This window comes from Lujinxingia litoralis, assembly GCF_003260125.1.
In the GTDB taxonomy this organism is placed as follows: domain Bacteria; phylum Myxococcota_A; class Bradymonadia; order Bradymonadales; family Bradymonadaceae; genus Lujinxingia; species Lujinxingia litoralis.
This window is the reverse complement of record NZ_QHKO01000010.1, coordinates 112,227-131,145: the sequence shown is the minus strand read 5'-3', so window position 1 is coordinate 131,145 and position 18,919 is coordinate 112,227. Positions and strand designations below refer to the sequence as shown.

General features: G+C 64.3%; 17 protein-coding genes, 4 tRNA genes and 1 other RNA gene. 10 read left to right on the top strand and 12 right to left on the bottom strand.

Going from position 1 to position 18,919, the window contains the following annotated elements; genetic code table 11:
• Positions 1-15: 15 nt before the first annotated feature.
• The 3 genes from DL240_RS17005 to DL240_RS16995 form a co-directional block, all read right to left on the bottom strand.
• A complete protein-coding gene (locus DL240_RS17005; protein ID WP_111731096.1) occupies positions 16-1,326 on the bottom strand; it encodes a hypothetical protein in 1,311 nt (436 codons plus the stop codon).
• Between the two features lie 229 nt (positions 1,327-1,555).
• Positions 1,556-2,011, bottom strand: a complete 456-nt coding sequence (locus tag DL240_RS17000; protein WP_111731095.1) for an Hsp20/alpha crystallin family protein — start codon at positions 2,009-2,011, stop codon at positions 1,556-1,558.
• Positions 2,012-2,142: 131 nt separating this feature from the next.
• Complete coding sequence (locus tag DL240_RS16995) at positions 2,143-2,595, bottom strand: Hsp20/alpha crystallin family protein (protein ID WP_111731094.1); 453 nt, start codon at positions 2,593-2,595, stop codon at positions 2,143-2,145.
• Between the two features lie 260 nt (positions 2,596-2,855).
• Here DL240_RS16995 and DL240_RS16990 point away from each other — a divergent pair, with 260 nt between their 5' ends.
• Together DL240_RS16990 and DL240_RS16985 are read left to right on the top strand one after the other, a co-directional pair.
• Positions 2,856-4,160 carry a thymidine phosphorylase gene (locus tag DL240_RS16990; RefSeq protein WP_111731093.1) on the top strand — a complete coding sequence of 435 codons (1,305 nt, stop codon included), beginning with the start codon at positions 2,856-2,858 and terminating at the stop codon, positions 4,158-4,160.
• A gap of 48 nt (positions 4,161-4,208) precedes the next feature.
• Complete coding sequence (locus DL240_RS16985; protein WP_146618377.1) at positions 4,209-5,045, top strand: hypothetical protein; 837 nt, start codon at positions 4,209-4,211, stop codon at positions 5,043-5,045.
• 108 nt (positions 5,046-5,153) lie between these two features.
• On the opposite strand, the gene rnpB is transcribed toward DL240_RS16985, so the two are convergent.
• The 3 genes from rnpB to DL240_RS16970 form a co-directional block, all read right to left on the bottom strand.
• An RNA gene (rnpB, locus tag DL240_RS16980) (RNase P RNA component class A) lies at positions 5,154-5,536 on the bottom strand.
• 85 nt (positions 5,537-5,621) lie between these two features.
• Positions 5,622-6,368 carry a zinc ribbon domain-containing protein gene (locus tag DL240_RS16975; protein ID WP_111731091.1) on the bottom strand — a complete coding sequence of 249 codons (747 nt, stop codon included), beginning with the start codon at positions 6,366-6,368 and terminating at the stop codon, positions 5,622-5,624.
• Positions 6,369-6,664: 296 nt separating this feature from the next.
• Positions 6,665-6,736 (bottom strand) — tRNA-Ile (locus DL240_RS16970).
• Positions 6,737-7,242: 506 nt separating this feature from the next.
• Here DL240_RS16970 and DL240_RS16965 point away from each other — a divergent pair.
• The 5 genes from DL240_RS16965 (at position 7,243) to DL240_RS16945 (ending at position 9,588) form a co-directional block, all read left to right on the top strand.
• A tRNA-Val gene (locus tag DL240_RS16965) sits at positions 7,243-7,315 on the top strand.
• A gap of 37 nt (positions 7,316-7,352) precedes the next feature.
• Positions 7,353-7,426, top strand: a tRNA-Asp gene (locus DL240_RS16960).
• A gap of 45 nt (positions 7,427-7,471) precedes the next feature.
• A tRNA-Asp gene (locus DL240_RS16955) sits at positions 7,472-7,545 on the top strand.
• Positions 7,546-7,667: 122 nt separating this feature from the next.
• Positions 7,668-8,150, top strand: coding sequence for a membrane protein insertion efficiency factor YidD (gene yidD / locus DL240_RS20335; RefSeq protein WP_199589850.1), 483 nt, complete (start codon positions 7,668-7,670; stop codon positions 8,148-8,150).
• The gene (locus tag DL240_RS16945; protein WP_158542687.1) at positions 8,134-9,588 is read left to right on the top strand and encodes a hypothetical protein; all 1,455 of its coding nucleotides are present in this window, start codon (positions 8,134-8,136) and stop codon (positions 9,586-9,588) included. Before yidD ends, DL240_RS16945 begins: the two co-directional genes overlap by 17 nt.
• A gap of 10 nt (positions 9,589-9,598) precedes the next feature.
• Here DL240_RS16945 and DL240_RS16940 read toward each other — a convergent pair whose 3' ends face one another.
• On the bottom strand, positions 9,599-10,132 hold the full coding sequence (locus DL240_RS16940) for a gamma-glutamylcyclotransferase (RefSeq protein ID WP_111731089.1): 534 nt from the start codon (positions 10,130-10,132) through the stop codon (positions 9,599-9,601).
• A 75-nt stretch (positions 10,133-10,207) separates the two neighbouring features.
• A complete protein-coding gene (rfbD, locus tag DL240_RS16935; RefSeq protein ID WP_111731088.1) occupies positions 10,208-11,122 on the bottom strand; it encodes a dTDP-4-dehydrorhamnose reductase in 915 nt (304 codons plus the stop codon).
• Between the two features lie 122 nt (positions 11,123-11,244).
• Here rfbD and DL240_RS16930 point away from each other — a divergent pair, with 122 nt between their 5' ends.
• Positions 11,245-12,006 (top strand): ElyC/SanA/YdcF family protein, encoded by a 762-nt coding sequence (locus DL240_RS16930; protein ID WP_111731087.1) that lies wholly within the window; start codon positions 11,245-11,247, stop codon positions 12,004-12,006.
• Between the two features lie 209 nt (positions 12,007-12,215).
• Positions 12,216-13,241 carry an ATP-grasp domain-containing protein gene (locus tag DL240_RS16925; RefSeq protein WP_111731086.1) on the top strand — a complete coding sequence of 342 codons (1,026 nt, stop codon included), beginning with the start codon at positions 12,216-12,218 and terminating at the stop codon, positions 13,239-13,241.
• Between the two features lie 177 nt (positions 13,242-13,418).
• Here the strand turns inward: DL240_RS16925 and DL240_RS16920 are convergent, their stop codons facing one another.
• The 4 genes from DL240_RS16920 to DL240_RS16905 all read right to left on the bottom strand — a co-directional run bounded on the left by DL240_RS16920 (position 13,419) and on the right by DL240_RS16905 (position 17,443).
• Complete coding sequence (locus DL240_RS16920) at positions 13,419-14,060, bottom strand: sugar transferase (protein ID WP_111731085.1); 642 nt, start codon at positions 14,058-14,060, stop codon at positions 13,419-13,421.
• 108 nt (positions 14,061-14,168) lie between these two features.
• Positions 14,169-15,272 (bottom strand): NeuD/PglB/VioB family sugar acetyltransferase, encoded by a 1,104-nt coding sequence (locus DL240_RS16915; RefSeq protein ID WP_111731084.1) that lies wholly within the window; start codon positions 15,270-15,272, stop codon positions 14,169-14,171.
• A 45-nt stretch (positions 15,273-15,317) separates the two neighbouring features.
• Positions 15,318-16,358, bottom strand: a complete 1,041-nt coding sequence (locus DL240_RS16910; RefSeq protein ID WP_111731083.1) for an alpha-ketoacid dehydrogenase subunit beta — start codon at positions 16,356-16,358, stop codon at positions 15,318-15,320.
• 65 nt (positions 16,359-16,423) lie between these two features.
• The gene (locus DL240_RS16905; protein WP_111731082.1) at positions 16,424-17,443 is read right to left on the bottom strand and encodes a thiamine pyrophosphate-dependent dehydrogenase E1 component subunit alpha; all 1,020 of its coding nucleotides are present in this window, start codon (positions 17,441-17,443) and stop codon (positions 16,424-16,426) included.
• A 309-nt stretch (positions 17,444-17,752) separates the two neighbouring features.
• Here DL240_RS16905 and DL240_RS16900 point away from each other — a divergent pair, with 309 nt between their 5' ends.
• Positions 17,753-18,913, top strand: coding sequence for a glycosyltransferase family 4 protein (locus tag DL240_RS16900; RefSeq protein WP_111731081.1), 1,161 nt, complete (start codon positions 17,753-17,755; stop codon positions 18,911-18,913).
• The last annotated feature ends 6 nt before the right edge of the window (positions 18,914-18,919 follow it).

The window sequence follows — 18,919 nt, the reverse complement described above, 5'->3', positions numbered from 1 at the left end:
GGAAGGATCCAAAATTCAGGGGGCGCGTTCGATCAGGCGCACCTCACAGGTGTCGCCCGGACAGTAGTAGTAAGAGAGTAGCACGTGGTCGCGATGATCAATCGAGGTCGAGACTCCGTAGGTCGGTCCATCAAAGATGCGCTCAGAACTCCAGTCCCAGCGCCCCTGTGGCGAGCGGCCCAGACGAAGATCGTGCTCTCGTTGGTTGTGAAATGCAACAAAGAGGCTCTGGTCTCGGGCTTCAATCATAGAGGAGAGGTAATAGGTGGCGCCATTCTCAAAGAAGTGACGTCTGGAGATCGGATCGATGAAACTTCCGCAGTCGACCACCAGACCACTGGGGTCGGAGCCGCTTACGCAGAGTTCGCCATTCTGGCGGTATACCAGAGCGCTGATCTGGGTGGTGTAGTCGCGCTCGGAGGTGGTCCACTCGTCGTTGCCCACATCGTAGCGCGAGATCTGGAAGTCCGTGCCCATACTGCGGTGAATCAGGTAGAAGTCCATCGCGTTACCGGCCTTTAATCCTTCATCAAAGGCTGCAGCGGTGGCCGGTGATAGATCTCGCAAGCGTCGCCAGAGCGGGCTGGGGCTGGCGGTGTTGTACGTGTAGAACTCCACCTGGCCGCGCCCCTCCTGAGCGTAGCTTAAATAGAAGCGCGCGCGGTCATGGGTGATGTCAAATCCGTCGGCGTTGCCCACCCGACCGTGTGCCAGAAGCTCGGCATGCCACGCGCCGTCGGCCTGGCGCTGGGTGGCCACCAGCTCGCTGTTGATGCTGTCGAGGTAGACGGCCAGCGGTTCATTGGCGTGGATCACCGAGAGCCCGAAGATCCCCCTGTGCCTGGCAATCGACTCGTAGCTCCAGCTTCCTCCTACCGGGCGACGAGCGATCACGAGCTCGGGGGTGATACACCGCGCGTCATCGCATCGGTGGTAGCCCAGCCACACGGTGCCGGCGCGATCAACCACCACGCTGGTGCGGTCATTGCTGGCGAAGACCTTCGGAATGCCTTCGGCCACCACCTGACTCTGCCACTGGGTCTCTTCCCACTGCGGAGGCTCCGGCTCGATCTGCGGGTCGGGAAAGGCCCAGTCCCAGTCGTCTGGCGAGTGGGGCTCCGGCGCATCGGGTTCCTCGTCCAGATCGGAAAATGCGACATCCTCGGGAGGATGACCGCCATCGAGGTGCTCGTCCAGCGGAGGTTCGCTAAGCTCCCAGAAGTAATTGTCTTCATCCTCACAGCTGCAGGCGTTGAGGCTGAGCAGCGGGGCGCATACCAGGTAGATCAACACGGGCCATCGGCGAGCAAAGCGTTGAGAAAGCACGAAACCCTCCAGACAGAGTGAGTCAGGCAATGTTGGGCGTAGAGACGCCGTCCCGAGGCCGGGTAAAACCCAAGTCTCGCAGATCTGGAGCGAATTCGCCATCGGAGCGCTCCCTCCGATGCGCGCTGCCCTATGCCCTGGTCCCCCCCGGGCTGTGAGTATGAACTGAGGGCGTCCGGGCTCTCTTCACGAGAGCCCGGACGCGTGGCTTCGCTCCTTCAGGAGCGGCTCAGCTCGTGCGGACCTCGATCTTTCGCGGTTTGGCGCTTTCGGCCTTGGGCAGGGTCAGTTTAAGCACTCCATCGTTGATTTCGGCGCTGATCTTGGTCTGGTCGATCTGCTGTCCGACCCGGAACTGCCGCATAAAGTGGCCGATGCGATACTCGGAATAGAGGGGCTGCCAGCGGCTGGTGTCGAGCTGGTGCACCGAGCCCGTGATGGTGAGAAGATTGTCGCGAAGATCGATTTCGAAGTCTTCGGCGGCGGTTCCGGGAACGTCTGCCAGCAGGGTCAGGGCTTTGGACGTTTCGTAGATGTCGACGACGGGCCGAAAATAGGTGCCCTCACGGGTGCCTTCGGCTTCCTGGAGCTCTTCCTTGTGATGGACGGCGATCTCCTGACCGGTGGATGCTCCGTTGCCGTTGCTGCGGCTGCTGCTCTTGGTCGATTTGGATGTACGAGCCATCAGATCCTCCATGTCAGTTGAGTCGGGCACAGCTCTGCCGGGTGCGCCGCGTTGAGTCGATGCGGCGCAAAGAGCTACGGGCCCCGAAGATGTGTCAGTGACCTGGTCGCTGAGCGGTCACGCGTATGGGCTTACTTGATCTTGATGCGACGCGGCTTGGCGTCCTCTTTACGCGGCGCGATGATCTCCAGGATGCCGTGGGTGTAGCTCGCCTCGACGCGGGACACGTCGATGGCCTGGGGCAGGGTGATCGCCCGGCGGAACTGCCCGGCGTCGCGCTCGCGGCGATGCACATCGGCGTCTTCCAGGCGCTCCAGGCTACGTTCGCCGCGAATCACCACCTGGTCGGCCTTGGAACTCACGTCGAGCGAGTCACGTTCGATTCCGGGCATCTCCGCGCGGATCAAGAAGGACTCTCCATCATCGTAGATGTTGACCGGTGGGAACACGCCCATGGTGCGCTCGGCCAGGACCTGCCCCTGCGTGCCGGCAAATGGCGAGACGGGGGAGCTCTTGCCCATCATCGAGCGCAGCTCCTGGCGAAAGAGTCGATAGGGATCGTCAAACCAAAGCGATGAACTCATCGAATACCTCCATCTGGATTCACAACTGGGTTCGGGGGGAACGGCGTGATGTCAGAGTGCCTGGCTATCCGGATAAGCCTCATGCGAAGGCCAAGCTAAGCAGCCCCTGTGCATCGTCAAGCAGGCACCTGCTTCGCCGGAGCGTCGGCAGGCCGGGGGGCGCTTGCCAAGCTCCATCCCCCCCCACTAGATTGACCGGCCTGGTCCCGTGCTCGCTGTGAGCCCGGGCCCCATTTTTTTTACCAGCGCCGAGGGAGGCCATGCGTTTTGTCGAGTTGATCCGCAAGAAGCGTCAGGGTGGCGAGCTCACCAAAGAGGAGCTCCAGCGTCTGGTCGACGCGTACACCAGGGGAGAAGTGCCCGATTACCAGATGTCGGCGTTTCTGATGGCGGTCTACTTTCAGTCGATGACCTCTGCTGAACTCTCGGCCTGGACCGGGGCGATGTTGCACTCGGGTGAGGTGCTCGATCTCTCGACGGTCGACGGCGCGAAGGTCGACAAGCACTCCACCGGCGGGGTGGGCGATAAGGTGTCATTGATTCTGGCCCCGCTGGCGGCGGCTGCCGGGCTGAAGGTCCCCATGATCTCGGGGCGCGGCCTGGGGCATACCGGCGGTACGCTCGATAAGCTCGAGAGCATCCCGGGGTTTGACGTCAACCAGAGCGTGGAGCGTTTTCTGGAGCTCGTTGACACCCTGGGGCTGGGGCTCATCGGTCAGACTGGCGAGATCGCCCCGGCCGACAAGAAGCTCTACGCGCTGCGCGATGTGACGGCGACGGTGGAGTGCATCCCGCTGATCGCCAGCTCCATCATGAGCAAGAAGCTGGCCGAAGGGATCGACGCGTTGGTGCTCGATGTCAAAGTCGGCTCCGGGGCCTTTATGAAGAGCATGGATCGGGCGCGCGAACTCGCGCAGACCATGATCGGGATCGGCAAGGCCATGGATCGTCCGGTGCGGGCGTTGATCACCGATATGGATCAGCCCCTGGGGCTGACGATCGGCAACAGCCTGGAGGTCATCGAGAGCATTGAGACCTTGCGTGGTGAGGGGCCGCAGGATCTGACTGATCTCACCGTGGAGCTGGTTCTGGAGATGCTCGATGTGGCCGGCAAGGTCACCGATCGCGAAGCGAGCCGTAACCACCTGGTGGAGCTGCTGCACGACGGCACCGCGCTCAGTGTCTTTGAGAAGATCATCGAAGCTCAGGGAGGCGATGCCTCGATCTGTGCTGATCCTTCCAGGCTGCCGCTGGCCAAAAACACCACGGTGCTCGAAGCCTGGGAGAGTGGTCATATCTCGCGGATTCAGGCCGAGTCGGTGGGGATCGCCGCCATGGAGCTGGGCGCCGGTCGTCGTCGCAAAGAAGACGATATCGATCCGGGCGTGGGGCTGGTCATGGAAGCCAAGCGCGGCGCGCGCGTTGAAAAAGGGCAGCCCCTGGTCACGATTTACTACAACGACGACAAAGAGCTGGAGAAGGTCCGGCAGATGCTGCGCGAGGCCATTGTGATTGGCGAGGCGCCCGAAGATGTGCCACCCTTGATCCTGGAACGCTTGAGTTGACCGGGTTTAAGTTCCCGAGATCTCTGTTGATTTTGTCAGGAGGATGTGGTGCGACGAGGGTGTAGCACTGAGACTCGGGGGCTCTGGGTATGGCTGTTTTGCGCCATGTTTTTGGCCGGGTGTGAGGCCTCCGAACGCCCGGCCGGGGGGCCTGATTCTCCGGAGTCCCAGGGACTGATGATGCCCGAGGGCGAAGGGGAGGGCGGGGGCTTTGCCTTCGATGAATCTCTCTTGCTCGAAGGCGCGGAGTCGCTTAGCGAGCAGGTTCCGCCGGCGAGCTGCGTGGGCGCCACCGAAGAAGAGGCCCGGGTTGAAGGGCATCCGAGTATCCTGCGTGGGGTGGTGCTCGCACCACAGGGGCAGCTGGCCCGGCGCTCCAACCTCCTGGAGTATCTCATTCCCACTGCGCACGCGGCGCCGCTGGAGGGAGAGCTTCCGGTGGACGGGGCTGAGGTGGCGCTCTATCGGGTGGACGGGCGTGGCGAGCCGGCTGGTGAGGCGCTGGTGCGTACCACCACCGACCGCGCCGGCCAGTGGTGCGTGCGCATGCCCGATGACGCCGAGTTTGGTCCGCAGCTGATGTTGATCGCCACCGCCGGCGAACGACGTCTGCGCCGGCCGGTCCTTCACCGGGCAGATCTCGATCTTTACTCCCAGCCCGAGGCGTTGCTTCGCCTGATCGTCGAGGAGGGGCTGAGTCTGAATCAGCTCACGATCGCCACCTATCTCAACCTGGATGTGATGGCGCAGAGTGCCGTGGATCTCATCGCGCCGGTCAGCGTGGAGGGAGCTCACGGGGTGGAAAGTTTGCTGGCCCGATTGCAGCAGACGATGGCCGAGGACCCTCGGTTGAGTCAGGCCCTGGAGCGACTCTACGAAGAGTGATCGTCGGGACGGCCGCCGCGGCGTTCTGCGCCGGGGTTCCGGGCGTTTCAGAAAGGTAAGGTGGAGGCATCAAAAAAGCCCCCGGCGCGGATGCGCCGGGGGCTTTTCGTCTCGCTTTATCGCGTAAGCCGGGTTTTGTCCCGCGTGTATGACACGCGGTGACGGTCATTCATCTAGGCCTCACGTTGCCGTGAGGCTCAAGCGGTTACCTGAGGTCAGCGAGGGGGGCACCTCGGAGCGTCTTAAAAGACGCTCAACCTCTGTTTACCTTGCATCGGGTGGGGTTTACCTGGACGAGCGACGTCACCGCCGCCCCGGTGAGCTCTTACCTCACCTTTTCACCCTTACCGCGCCGCAGCGCGGCGGTATATCTCTGTGGCACTTTCCCTGGGGTTGCCCCCGGTCGGTGTTACCGATCACCCTGCCCTGTGATGCCCGGACTTTCCTCTCGCCGCGCCTGCGCGCGACCAGCGACCGTCTGCGATAAAGCGAGACGAACCCGGAGGGTACCCTCCGGGTTCATCTTTGCAACCTCAAACCACCGGCGAGGTGGATGGATTTCGATCAGACACTGATTCAGGCCTCAAGGGCATTGGAGGGAGAGGATTCGCCCAGCGAATCTTCCCAGAAGTAAAGGATGCGGTTGCAGCTGGGGCAGATCTCCAGGGTGTTGCCACGCTGGACCTCAATGTACTGCTGGGGCGGCAGCGCCATAAAGCAGCCCTCGCAGTGGCCGTTTTTGCAGGCGACAACGGCCAGACCCGGGCGACGACTACGGATGAAGTCGTACTTGTGGATCACGCGTCGCGACACCTGGCCGCGGGCCTCTTCCTGGCGAGCGGTCAGCTTCGAAATGATCGCATCAAGCTCCGAGAGGCGCTTTTCAGCTTCGGATTCATCGGCGGCGATGCCTTCGCGAAGCTGAATGATCTTGTCTTCTTTCTCTTTGATCGACTCCTGCGTCGACTCGATGACTTCGAGCAGGTGCAGAAGCTCTTCTTCGGTCTGCTCACCAGACTTTTTGAAGTTTTCGATCTCTTTTTCCACCGCGTTGAACTCTTTGGTGGAGCCGATGTCGCGCAGACGCTTCTGACGCATGGTCAGTTGCTCGTTGATCTCTTTGAGATCGTCTTTCTTCTGCGACTGAAGGGCGCGAATCTCTTCGAGCTCTTCTTTCTGGGTGTTGAGATCTTCGACCAGCTTGTCGAGAAAGCCGGTGTTTTCCTGGATGCGGCCAACGATTTCTTGTTTCTTTTTGGTGATCTCGTCGAGCTCCAGGTCGATGTTCTGAAGTTCTCGAAGCAGGGCCAGTTGTTCCTTCAAAGTTCACCTCGCCGAGTGATGTGTGCGCAATAGAAAAGCGCCTGAGCCAGGCTCAGGCGCTTTTCGAATGCATGGGACATGTGGTGCTGAGAGTTGGTGCGGGGCTGCGTCGGTTGGACCTGTCGCGCGAAGGAGGAGGGTCCCGCCGCCAGGGGAAGGCGTCGAGAGAGTTCCCATTCTCGGGAGCTGCAAAGATGTGAACGCGCAACGAGCTGCATGGTCTCCTATCAACCTGACGTCTCGCGCGGGATCCTGCGGGATATCCGCGCGTGGTTGCTCGGTCTGCACCGAGCGAGTGGGCCCACCTGGGTTCGAACCAGGGACTGGCCGGTTATGAGCCGGCGGCTCTACCACTGAGCTATAGGCCCAGGCAATCGGGGCATGGTGCCCTTCGTGCGTCGAACGAACCCTTAGCGGAGGGGGACTATTTCGTTTCCGCTAAGTCCGCTGCAGCAAATCCGGCGCCACAGCAGGCCAAGTGTCATAACGAAAGGCCCCGTGCTTCGCAAGCAGCTTTTCGAAGAGCGCTCCCCCCTGGGGAATAAGTTTGTGGGCTCTAACTTGCGGAGTTCATTAATGAATAAGCGCCAGGGGGCCGGCGGCGAGCTCTCCGGGCTCAAAAAAGTGAGGACCGAAAAGGGGAGGTGCATCGGGTGCGGAGAGGCGATCGCCCGGCGATGATTCGCGAGGAGATGGGGCGGCTCCGGAGGCTAAGTTCGCGTAAACAAATCGGCTTTTCCAGGGAGAGGAAGGGGGGATAAAATAAATGCAAATTTTCCGAATAAACCTCTTGACGACTCGGGGGGGCTCCCCTATTGTCCCGCTTCGCTTCGAGGGGAACAGCCTCTCAGCCAGAACTTCGGAGCGCTCCTTAGGGCGCATAGCTCAGCTGGGAGAGCGGCGGCCTTACAAGCCGTAGGTCACAGGTTCGAACCCTGTTGCGCCCATCGAACGCTGTAAGGTTGTTTGAAAAGTAGGAACTACGGGGTAGTAGTTCAGTTGGTTAGAATGCCGGCCTGTCACGCCGGAGGTCGCGGGTTCGAGTCCCGTCTACCCCGCTCGCTCATCGCAAGATGAGGGACGCAACACAATTTAAGAACTACGGGGTAGTAGTTCAGTTGGTTAGAATGCCGGCCTGTCACGCCGGAGGTCGCGGGTTCGAGTCCCGTCTACCCCGCTCTTAAGAGCCACTCAACATCTGTTGGGTGGCTTTTTGCGTTGGTGCTGGCGGTTGACACCGTGGCCCGGGCGCTCGCAGAGTGGCCCCGGTGAGGGCGCTCGATGTGAGGAGGTGGGCAAATGGCACTGGGTGTAAGACAGGTCGTGATGGTGGTGATGGTGCTGGGGCTGAGCGCCTGTCAGAGCGTGCCGACGGCGACGCCCGGCGCGCAGAGCTGGCGCACGCACAAAGGAGAGCCCACCGGGGCGGTCGCGGAACTCTCCGTGCGCACGCTGGCGGTGGAGGTTCCGGATGCGAGCGGGGGATCACGCGTGGCATCGGGGGCATCGGGGACCGGGGGCATGTTTAACACCGCGTATCGCTTTTATGCCCGGCATCTGACGGCGGTCGACGGGCCGCGCTGCGAACATCGTCCCACCTGTTCACGTTATGCCTACGAGGCCGTGCAAAAACACGGCTTTATGTTCGGGACGTGGTTGGCTATCGACCGGCTCACCCGTTCCAACCGCTCCAGCGTGTTGCGCCGCCTGCCGATCGAGAAGATCGAAGAGGGCAAGGTCTATTACCGCGATCCGATCGATGACAATGACTTCTTCCTCTGAAACTCCCCGTGGCAGACGGGGGCTCCGAGCGGCCTTACTGGTGTGGGTGGCGCTGGTCCTCGGTGTCGGGTGCGCCGGCGATGAGCCTTCGGGTGAGGATCGTCCGCTGCGTCCGCTGGTGTATACGGAGCATCCCGATCTGACTCCGGAGGGGGCGGCGGTGCGTGAACAGCGCCTGCTGCGTCAGCTTCGCGGCGGGGCGGAACTCTCCGGGGGCTGGGGGCGTCTGGAGGAGCCGGATGCTGGCGAGCTGCCGCTGATCGACGATGAGGAGGCGCTGGGGCGAGCGCTCTTTGAGGCGTTGATCGAGCGCAACGAGGCCCTCTGGGACCACCTCTTTATTGCGCCCGAGAGTTACGCGGAGCTGGTCAAAGTCAGCGAGGATCGCGCCCGCGAGTTTGTGGACGTGCAGATGGGGGGCGCGCTGGCGACCTGGGAGAGCTTTGAGCCGTCGCGCTCTTCGGAGGGGGCCGACGGAGGCCTGGGGCGGCTGCTGGAGCTTCAGGGGCTGGAGCTGGGGGAGGGGCGCACGATTCAGGGGCCGGTGGCCGGCGAGGATGAGGAGGTTGTGCAGCACTGGGGCAATGTCCTGCGGCTGCGCTACGCCGAGGCCGATGTGGAATTTGAGTTGCGAATTCCCCGCATCTTCCGGGTGCCCTCGCCGCATGATCCCACTCGCAAGGTGCTCGTGCTGGCCTCTCCGGTGGAGGCCGATCGTCGGCTGCAGACGCTGGTTGCGCTGGGCCTGCATTTAAAGCCCGAGCTGCTGCGCAGCCGGGAGTATCCTTTCCCGCTCAAAGAGGGCAACTTCTGGCGCTATCGCCGCTACAACAAGGCTCTGGGGCAGGATGAGACGGTCGATCCGCTGGACTTCGCCATGGGCGGGCAGGCCGCTGCCGGCACGCCGCGGGCCCCGGAGGTGATCGTGGAGGTGATGGGGGTGGAGCAGTACGGCACCTGGCGGCTGGTGCATCTGATGCGCTCCTACGAAGACGCCGATTTTACCCGGGCGCATGAGCGCTGGGTGCTCACCCCGCGGCGGATTTATTATTGCAACAGCCGCTGTCAGGCGAACATCGACGATCTGAGCTACCTGCTGGAGTACTTTGAGTATCAGGTTCCGATCTTCAGTTTTCCGCTGGAGCCCGGTCAGCGCTGGGGGCGGGCCGGCCTGAAGGTCGGGAGCGATGCGGCGAGTTTTTCGGTGGATGAGAGCTGGCATCATGTGGAGACGCCGGCCGGCGGGTTTGTGGGGGCGTACGCCATTGAGGGTACCGGTCCTCTCACGCTTTCCAGCCCTTACTTCAAGCTGCCCGGCCAGCGTCGTTATGTGGTGCCGGGGCGAGGGGTGGTGCGCCGGGAGCTGCGCGAGCCTGATGCCGGCGGTCAGCTCATTGATGTGGTCGAAGAGCTGGTGGAGTACCGCATTATGCCCTGAGCCCTTGGGCTCAGGGGGGGGATAAGAGCGCGCGTAGCGCGCGCTCCACGGCAAAGACGTGGGCATCGTCGGCGCCCTCGGCGCGCAGGGCCTCGGCCAGCCGCAGGACGTACTCGGTGTTGGGGCCGCTGGGGCCGTGGCTTAAGGCTACCTGGTGGGCGATGGCCTCCGGAGAGGCCGCTCCCAGAAAGTGGGGATTCTCGGCGGTGGCCATGTAGACCAGGGCTTCGTCGAGGAGCGGTGTGTCGTGGCCCGGGGCGAAGACGGGGAGGAGCCGACGCTGGTAGCCTCCCTGTTCGCGCAGGTCGAGTTGGTGCAGGGTGCGCTCGGCCTGGTCGGGGGCCAGCTGAAAGGCCACGCCGAAGGTGGCGGCGGTGGGCTCGGGGAGGAGGGTGACCACGCGTCCGGGGGCCTCGGGGACTCCCCGGTGGTCGGGCGAGCCCTGATAGAAGACCCGGGTATAGCCGCGAATCTCGCCGCAGAGGCGCGCCTGATAGTCGAAGTTCGGGCGCCAGATGAGTGAGCCGTAGCCAAAGATCCACATGATATGCACACCGCTGCTGCGTTGGAGAGAGGGGGCCGCGGGCCGGCCGGCGGTCCGGCCCGTCGGAGAAGATCTTTAAGGCGCCGCGCGATGATGTCCAGTATCCGGGCGCGTTTGCGGCCGGAGTTCGTCGAGCAAACGCTGGCCGTGCTCGTTGAGAAAGGCTGTCAGTTCGGCGTACCAGTCATCAAAATAGGTCAGGCCCAAATGCTTTAACCGCGCGTTCTCCAGCACGGAATAAGGGGGGCGCGCCGCCGGGGCGCCCCAGCTGGCCGAGTCGACCGGGCGCAGCTGCGGGTGCAGATCAAGGTGGTCAAAGAGGGCCCGGGCAAAGTCAAACCAGGAGCACTGGCCGTGGGCGGTGGCGTGATAGATTCCGAAGTCTTCGCGCTCCGAGAGGGCGATCGCGGCCCGGGCCAGAGTCCGGGCCGGGGTGGGGGTGACGATCTGATCGTGGACCACGGCCACCGGATCGCGGCCCTGACCGACTCGGAGCATGGCACGCACAAAGTTCGGGTGCTCCGCGCCGTAGAGCCCGCAACTTCGCAGCACAAAGGTGCGCGGGTTATGCTGCAGCGCCAGCCGCTCGCCAAGGAGTTTGCTGCGCCCGTAGACCGAGAGCGGGCCGGGGTGGGCGTCTTCCTGGATGGGCCGGGTGTGCTCGGCCCCGAAGACGTAGTCGGTGGAGAAGTGCACCAGGGAGATCTGGCGCTGCTGGCAGGCGTGGGCTAAAAATCCCACTCCCAGGGCGTTGGTTCGGAAGGCGGCTTGCGGCTGCTGTTCCGCCTGGTCGACCTGAGTAAAGGCCGCCGCATTGAAGACGCGTCGGGCATCCGGGTAGCGGTTGAGAGTGGCTTCAATAGAGGCGGGGTTATCGAGGTTGCAGGTGTCGAGGTTGACCCCGATGACCTCCTCGCCGCGCTCCTTTAAGAGGGCATAGAGTTCACTTCCCAGCTGGCCGGCGCTGGCGATGACAATGGTAGAGACCATGATCGTTCCCCCTGCAAAAGATGAAGGGTGGCCGCGCTCCCCGAAGGGCGAGGAACGCTCTGTAAATCTAAACACTTTGGCCGGGGGCACCCAGTGCGGTCAGAAAGAGGCGAGAGGCGCGGATGTGGATGATTAAAAAAACGGTGGCCATGCTGCTCTTGCCGCTGGGAATGGTGGCGGGGCTGCTGATGCTGGGCCTGGCGCTGTGGTGGCGCTGGCCCCAGAGCCGGGTGGGACCGCTGCTGGTGGCGGCGGCCGGTGCCGGGCTGCTCTTTGCCAGTTGCTCGCCGGGGGCCGACCTGCTCTTGCGCCCGCTGGAGCAGAAGTATCCGCCCCTGAGTGACCAGGCGCTTTTGGCCGGGGAGCCCCCGACCCATGTGGTGGTGCTGGGCGCCGGGTATATTGAAGATGAGCGCTACCCGCTGGTGAGTCAGCTGCATTCGGAGGGGGTGCTGCGCCTGGTGGAGGGGATTCGCCTGGTGGGGAAGCTGCCCGGGGCGATCCTGGTGGTCAGCGGAGGCGCGCGCGGCGACGGGCGCCCCAGCGCGCAGGCCAGTCGGGAGTTGGCCGTGGAACTCGGGGTTGACCCGGCGCGCATTGCCCTGGCCGACCGCGCGCAGGATACCGCTCAGGAGGCCCGCCAGGTTCAGGAGCTGGCCGGCCCCGGGGCGCGGGTGGTGGTGGTGACCAGCGCCTCGCATATGCCGCGGGCCATGCAGCTCTTTGAGCGCCAGGGGTTAAGCCCCATCGCCGCGCCAACGGCCCACCGGGTCATCGAGGGGCGCGCAGGCGGGCTGTGGCCTAACGCCACGCATCTGCGAAAGACCGAGCGCGCGCTCTACGAGTGGGTCGGTCGCGCCTTTGTCTCGTTGGGCGGAAGCTAAGGGCGGTGGCTGGCGAGGCCGGACAGGGTGATTAGAATCTAGAGGTGCGCTGAGCTGGGATCGTCAGCGTGCTGCCATAGACGGGCAGGGGGGCATGTTCAGACGCCATTTGGGGCGCCGGTCTGCAGCTCTGCTGACACAGGTCGGGCCGCCGGGGGAGGGGTCAACGTCTCGGGGGGGCCTGGGCTCTTGCCAAGGGAGGACGTCGCATGAAGGTGCTCATCACCGGTGCTGGCGCGCTGCTCGGACAGGGCATCATCCGCGCGCTTCGCGCTACCACGCTGGACGCCACGATCATTGCAGTCGACCCCAGCCCTCTGGCGGCCGGCCTCTACTGGGCGCATCGTGCCCACCTGGTACCGCTGGCCTCCGATCCAACCTTTTTGCAGGCTTTTGAAGAGATCCTCGCCCGCGAGTCTCCCGATGTGGTGCTGGTGGGCACCGATGTGGAGTTGCGTCTGTTGGCCGCTCACCGCGCGCGTCTGGAGGAGACCTACCACACGCGTCTGCTCATCAGCGCGGAGCAGGTCGTGACGATTGCCGAGGATAAGTGGCTGACCTACCAGTTTTTAAATGAGCGCGGGCTGGGATGCCCGCGTTCGGCCCTTCCCTCGGAGGTCGATGCGTTGATCGAGGAGGTGGGTTATCCGCTGATCATCAAACCGCGGGTGGGCTGTCGTTCGGTGGGGGTGCGTCTGGTGGAGGAGCGAAGCGCGCTGGAGCAGGCGCTGGCCGAGCAGCCCGACGCCATCATTCAGGAGTGCGTGGCCACGCCCTTTGATGAGTACACCGCCGGGGCGCTGGTCTTTGAGGGGCGCTGCGAGGCGTCGATTGTGATGCGGCGCCTCTTAAGAGACGGCAACACCTACCAGGCCTTTGTAGCGCCTTATCCCGAACTCAATGCCCAGGTGCGCGAGATCGCCGAGGCGCTGGGGGCCTACGGGCCGGTCAACGTGCAGTTTCGCCTGGACGGGGAGCGCATCAAGGTCTTTGAGATCAACGCGCGCTTCTCGGGCACCACGCCCTTGCGGGCCTGCGCGGGCTTTAATGAGGTAGAGATCGCCCTGCGCCAGGTGCTCTATAATGAGCCGGTGGTGCAACCCACCGTGCAGCCGATGACGATCTTGAGGCACTGGGCCGAGACCGTCGTGACCGATGACGTTGCCCAGGCCACCCACGCGCTGGCCACGCCTTCTCTCGCCGGGCTGCGCGCGGCGCTGGGCATGCTGTGGTGAGGCCCAGGGAGAGCAAGAGAGCTCAAGAAGAGCTGACCTGAGAAACGCGGCGCACCATCCGGGTGCGCCGCGTTTTTCAGGTCTGTAGAAACGCGCAATGGAGGCACCTGGCGGCGCCTCCATTGAGACTGTGTTGAAATGGCGCTTTGGGGTTAAGTGGTTGATTTTGTTGGCCGATTAGGCGCCTTTCTGGAGGTCTTTAGGCGTTTGGTCTTCGTTTCCCATGAACTCGGGCATGGTGGCATGGCCGTCCTGGTTGATGCCTTCGCGGGCAAAGACCTTGCTTAGCGTTTTGAAGAGAATGGTAAGATCCAGCGCCAGCGAGCGGTGATCGACATACCAGACATCGAGCGCGAATTTCTCGTCCCAGCTCAGCGCGTTGCGGCCGTTGACCTGGGCCCATCCGGTGATTCCGGGGCGTACCTCATGGCGGCGAGCCTGTTCGGGGCTGTAGCGGGGAAGATAGCGCATGAGCAGCGGACGCGGTCCGACCAGGCTCATCTCGCCGCGAAACACATTGAGGAGGGTGGGCAACTCATCAAGGCTGGTCGAGCGCAGAAAGTGCCCCACCGGGGTGATCCGCTGGGCCTCCGAGCCGATGTCGTCCTGCCCCGGCCTGGAGAGGCGCATGGTGCGAAACTTGATCAGCTCAAAGGGCTCTCCGTGCAACCCCGGGCGTTGCTGCCGGTAGAAGAGTGGGCGCCCCATGGTGACGTATACCGTGGCGGCGCTGGCGGCGAGCACCGGGGCGGTGACGAGCAGCCCGGCGCCGGCGGCGGTGAGGTCAAAGGTGCGTTTGAGTTTGTCGTAGATTGGCATCGCCGCTCCTCAGAGAAGGGTTGGGCAGAAGGGTAGTGGTTTTCTCGGACGTCGCAAGCGTCGGTGAGCCGGTGAGACGGCACCGACGCTTCGCACTTCGGAAGGGACTCAGCTGAGCGAGGGACGTATCACCTGTTGATCGGCCACATCGGTGAGAATGTGGGAGCCGTTGCCGATGACGACATCGGCGCCGACCTGTACCCCCAGAAAGATGGTGACGCCCATGCCGATCACCGAGCGGGCGCCCACCTGTACGCCGCCGGCCAGCAGGGCGCCGGGGGTGAGGTGCACGTGATCATCGATCACGCAATCGTGAGAGACGACCACGTTGCTGTTGATCACGGTGTTGTCTCCCAGGCTCACGCAGGAGCTGACCACAGCGCCGGCGAAGATCTGATTGCCCTGGCCCATCAGGACCGAGGGTTCTACGCAGGCCCTCGGGTGGATAAGATTGGGCAGGATGAAGCCTTCGCGGCGCAGCCTGGAGAAGAGCTCCGCGCGCAGGGCGTTATGAGTGACCGCGCCCACGCCCAGGGCGGCCAGGCGCACGCCGCGTTCGCGCAGCTCGGCGAAGGTCGAGGCGTCGCCCAGAACCGGGACCCCCAGCACCTCGGAGGGGCGATCCGGGGAGTCATCGACGATGCCGACGATGCGCAGATCGCGTCGCCCCTCGCGCACCATATCAATGACCACCCGGGCGTGGCCGCCGGCCCCGTAGATGACGATGGCCTGGCCGCCGGCGCCCACCTCCACCGCCGGGGTGGCGGTGGCCTGGTCGCCCGGCGCGCGCAGCGCGCCGGGGCTCTCGCCGAGATGCGCCAGAATGTCACGTTCGGTGAGGATGCCCTGGTGGGGAATCGCGCGCAGATCGACGTCGTACTCGCTGGCCAGCGCCGCGGCGCGGCGAGTGGCCCGGGGAAGATCATCCACCGGGGCTGGAGGCACCTGGGGGGAGGAGACGTGCACGGCCTCTTCCATCGTCTCGGTGAGCGCGCAGAGCGGTTGGCCCACTCGGGCACGTTGTCCGGAGCTAAATGCCAGCGCACGCACGTATCCCGCGCTCGGAGCTTCCACGTCGGCGGTGGCTTTGGTGGACTCCAGCGTGCACAGCACGTCGCCGCGCGAGACTTTCTGGCCCTCCTCCACCAGGACGTCTACCACTTCGGCTTCGTCTTCGTTGGCGTTGAGCATCGGGATGTAGACCCATTCCATGATCGTCCTCAGAGGTAGAATCGAAGGTGTCGGGTGAGAGCCGTCTTAGCCGGCGGCGCTGGTGCTCTTTGATGGCGGCAGCACCTGACGCATAGCCTCCAGAAGGTCATCGACGCCGGGGAGTGTCGCGGTCTCCAGCGCCGGGCTGTTGGCGATGGGGAGATTGAGCGCGCAGACCCGTCGCGGCTGAGCCTGGAGCGCGGCGAAGGCTGCGGCGGGCAGTGCGCTGATGATTTCGGCGCCGACGCCTCCGGCTCCCGGGGCTTCTTCGCTCACCACCAGCCGCCCGCTGCGGGCGACGGACTGCGCGATGGCGTCCATCTCCAAAGGTTGAATCGAGGAGGGGATCACCACCTCGCAGTAGCGCTCATCTTCGATGAGCAGGCGCTCGGCCGCTTCGACCGCCAACTCGGCCATGCCGCCGTAGGCCACCAGGGTGACGTCGGCCAGCTCAAAGCCCCCAAAACTCAGGCTCACCGTGGGGTAGGCGCCACCAGTGGTGCGCGCGGCCATTCCCCCACAGCGCCCACCCTCGATCAGGCGAAGGCGCTGGGCGTACATCTTTTTATTTTCCACAAAGAGGACCGGCCGCCGGTCGTGCAAGGTGGCGAGCTCCAGCAGGCGCCCCGGATCGACGAAGGGGTTGGCGGCCACAATGGCCAGCCCCGGAGCTCCCAGAAAGTGTTTCTCCAGGGTCTGGCTATGGGTCGGTCCGTAGCCGCGGCGCCCGCCCATCGGCAGGCGCACCACCAGGGGCACCTCGATCTTCTCGTTGTACATCCACGGGTACTTCGCGCCGTGATTGATCAGCTGGTCGGCGGCCAGGAGCACAAAGTCGCCGAACATGATCTCGACCACCGGTAGCAACCCGCCCATCGCCATACCGATGGCCACGCCGACAAATCCCGCCTCGGAGATGGGAGTCGTCCAGACCCGATCTTCGAACGCGGTCGACAGGCCCCGGCTGACTTTGAAGGCGCCACCGTAAGGATCGAGGAGATCTTCGCCGAGCAGATGCACCCGCTCATCGGCCTGCATCATGCGGTGAAATGCCTGGTTTAAGGACTCCAACACGGTCTGACTCATCGCCGGCCCCCGGGTCTGAGGTGAGTGTGTTCGCGAGCTTCGCGGTAAGGGTTCTGCGCGTCGACTTATCCAGGCTCCGGGCCCTCGGGCATCTTAAGCAGCAGGGGATCGTGGAGGGTTTCCACATCGGGAAGAGGTTGGGCCTCGGCCGCGGCGAAGGCCTGCTCCAGACGCGTCTCCACGGCCTCTTCGATGGCGGCGGCGCGAGCTTCGCTCAGTCTGGCGCGTTGCTTCGGGAGAGGATCCTCGGCGCGGCGCGCCTCGACCTCTTCGGGGGGGCGGCGGTCGTCGCTGCGGGAGTGGTGACAGAGGCGGTAGGTGTGAATCACCTCCACGTGTGGGCGTCCGCCGGCGCGTACCCCGGCAACCACCTCTTCAAAGCGCCCGTAGAGCTCTTCGGCGTCGGTGGAGGCGATCTCCCCGGCGTCGAGACCAAAGGCCCGGGCGCGCTCGATCATGGAGCCGGCCACTTCCAGGCGGCTGGGGGTGGACTGGGCCCACTCGTTATTTTCGATCACCACCAGCAGGGGCGCCTCCCAGAGACTGGCCATGTTCAGACACTCATAGAGCACGCCTTCGCCCAGGGTCCCGTCGCCGACAAAGACCACGGCCAGCGCCTCTTCACCGCGCACCTTCTTGGCCAGGGCCAGCCCCAGCGCTCCGGGCACAATCCCGCCCTGGATCCCGTTGGTAAAAAAACCTCCGTCGCAGATGTGCTGGCTGCCCCCGCGGCCGCCCACCAGCCCGCCCTGACGGCCCATCAACTCGGCGGCCAGCTCCCGGGGCTTATCGCCCCACACCAGGTAGTGCCCGTGGCAGCGGTGGTTGCTGAAGACCACATCCCCGGCCTGCAGGTGATTGATTACCCCGACCGCGTCGGCCTCCTGGCCGATGTAGGCATGGGTGGTGCCCACCAGCAGGCCGCGATCAAAGCGCTCCAAAAGCTGCTCTTCAAAGCGGCGGATGAGCCGCATCTGGGCGTAGAGTTTTTCGCTGAGCGTGCCCTGAAGCTGTGCAAAGCGCGCCCGCGGGTCGAGCGACTCATGAAGCGATGCTGAGTGCGTTTTGATCTGCGCTGCGGCCATCTCTCCCCCTTCATCGATCCGCTTGCGGGTTGCCCGGGCGCCCCCTGTCGAGGGTCACCCGGGTGGTGGATTTGCGCGGTGTCGCACGCGCCTTCCCAAGAACGTTGTATGACATCTCTGGCGGCATTCTCCAGGCAGGGCATCGGCCCCTGAGTGCTTTACGATGCGCGCTGCTGGTGGCACGCGCCGCGCCGGTGGTCGCCTCTCTCTCCCTCTGCTACGGTTGCCTCGCGCCCCGGCGGGGCGACCTCCCAAAGACTCCCGACACTCCCTTACCTCGCCCGGCTCAGACCTTTTATAAGTTGGACTATGCGCGCGATCTTCGTCCACGACAGTGTCTTTTACATCCGGGGTGACCGGGTGTTCGTGCCTGGCACTCCGGACCGGCGCAGCTGGGAGCCCTACCTGCAGGTCTTCGATGAACTCTTGGTGGCCGGTCGTTGTCGCTCCGAGTCCTCGCCCGCCGGCGCCGCGCGTGCCGATCGTGCGGGGGTGCACTTTGAATGTTTGCCCGACCTGGCCAGCCCCCGGCGCTGGGTGACCCATCTGCCGGCCGCGCTCGCTCGGCTTGAGGCGCTCATCGCCCCGGCCGATCTGGTTATTGCGCGCACCAGCGTGCTCGGAAATCTGGCGGCGTTCTGCGCCTTACGCGCTGAAAAACGACTCCTCCTGGAAGTGGTCGGTTGCCCCCTGGGCGCCTACTGGCATCACGGCTCAATCTCCGGAAAAATCTACGCACCCATCGCCGCCCTTCAAACGCGCGCCCTGGCCGCCCGCGCGCCTTTTGTGCACTACGTCACCCGTGAGTACCTCCAGCGTCGTTACCCGAGTTCTGGCGTCACGCTGGCGATGAGCGACGCTCGGATTGAGATGCCCGAACCCGGGGTGCTAGAGCGGCGCCGGGAGCGCATCACACTCCTCGACCGGCGCACCGGTCCCTGGCGCGTGGGCATGATCGGGGCCTACGACCTGCATTACAAAGGGCTCGACGTGTTGCTGGAGGCCGCCGCTCGTCTTCGCGACACCCTCCCGATGACGCTTCATATCACCGGTGCCGGCGACCCGGCCCCCTGGCTGGCGCGGGCCGCCGAGGCGGGCCTTGCCGGGCGTCTGCACTTTGAGGGGGTGTTGCCGCCTGAGCGGGTGCTCGACTGGTTCGATACCCTCGATCTCTACGTGCAGCCCAGCCGAGAGGAGGCGCTGCCGCGCTCGGTGGTGGAGGCCCTTTCGCGGGGACTCCCGGTGCTGGCCAGCTCGGTGGGGGGCCTGCCCGAGCTCCTCTCGCCAGCGGCCCTGCATCCCCCGGGAGACGCGGCAATGTTGGCCGCGCAGATGGACGCGCTGCTCCGAGACCCCGGGGCGCAACACCAGGCCTATGAGCGGGCCATTGAGACCGCTCGTCGCTTTGTGGGCCCGGATAAAGACGCGCGATATCAGAGGTTTTTGCGTCAGGCTGCCGGCCTCTCGTAGCGTTGC

Bases quoted from the DNA above. Each gene is read 5' to 3' on its own strand.
- DL240_RS17000 (WP_111731095.1), bottom strand. From the start codon at position 2,011: ATGGCTCGTACATCCAAATCGACCAAGAGCAGCAGCCGCAGCAACGGC.
- DL240_RS16995 (WP_111731094.1), bottom strand. From the start codon at position 2,595: ATGAGTTCATCGCTTTGGTTTGACGATCCCTATCGACTCTTTCGCCAG.
- DL240_RS16990 (WP_111731093.1), top strand. From the start codon at position 2,856: ATGCGTTTTGTCGAGTTGATCCGCAAGAAGCGTCAGGGTGGCGAGCTC.
- yidD (WP_199589850.1), top strand. From the start codon at position 7,668: ATGGCACTGGGTGTAAGACAGGTCGTGATGGTGGTGATGGTGCTGGGG.
- DL240_RS16945 (WP_158542687.1), top strand. From the start codon at position 8,134: ATGACTTCTTCCTCTGAAACTCCCCGTGGCAGACGGGGGCTCCGAGCG.
- DL240_RS16940 (WP_111731089.1), bottom strand. From the start codon at position 10,132: ATGTGGATCTTTGGCTACGGCTCACTCATCTGGCGCCCGAACTTCGAC.
- rfbD (WP_111731088.1), bottom strand. From the start codon at position 11,122: ATGGTCTCTACCATTGTCATCGCCAGCGCCGGCCAGCTGGGAAGTGAA.
- DL240_RS16930 (WP_111731087.1), top strand. From the start codon at position 11,245: ATGTGGATGATTAAAAAAACGGTGGCCATGCTGCTCTTGCCGCTGGGA.
- DL240_RS16925 (WP_111731086.1), top strand. From the start codon at position 12,216: ATGAAGGTGCTCATCACCGGTGCTGGCGCGCTGCTCGGACAGGGCATC.
- DL240_RS16920 (WP_111731085.1), bottom strand. From the start codon at position 14,060: ATGCCAATCTACGACAAACTCAAACGCACCTTTGACCTCACCGCCGCC.
- DL240_RS16915 (WP_111731084.1), bottom strand. From the start codon at position 15,272: ATGGAATGGGTCTACATCCCGATGCTCAACGCCAACGAAGACGAAGCC.
- DL240_RS16910 (WP_111731083.1), bottom strand. From the start codon at position 16,358: ATGAGTCAGACCGTGTTGGAGTCCTTAAACCAGGCATTTCACCGCATG.
- DL240_RS16905 (WP_111731082.1), bottom strand. From the start codon at position 17,443: ATGGCCGCAGCGCAGATCAAAACGCACTCAGCATCGCTTCATGAGTCG.
- DL240_RS16900 (WP_111731081.1), top strand. From the start codon at position 17,753: ATGCGCGCGATCTTCGTCCACGACAGTGTCTTTTACATCCGGGGTGAC.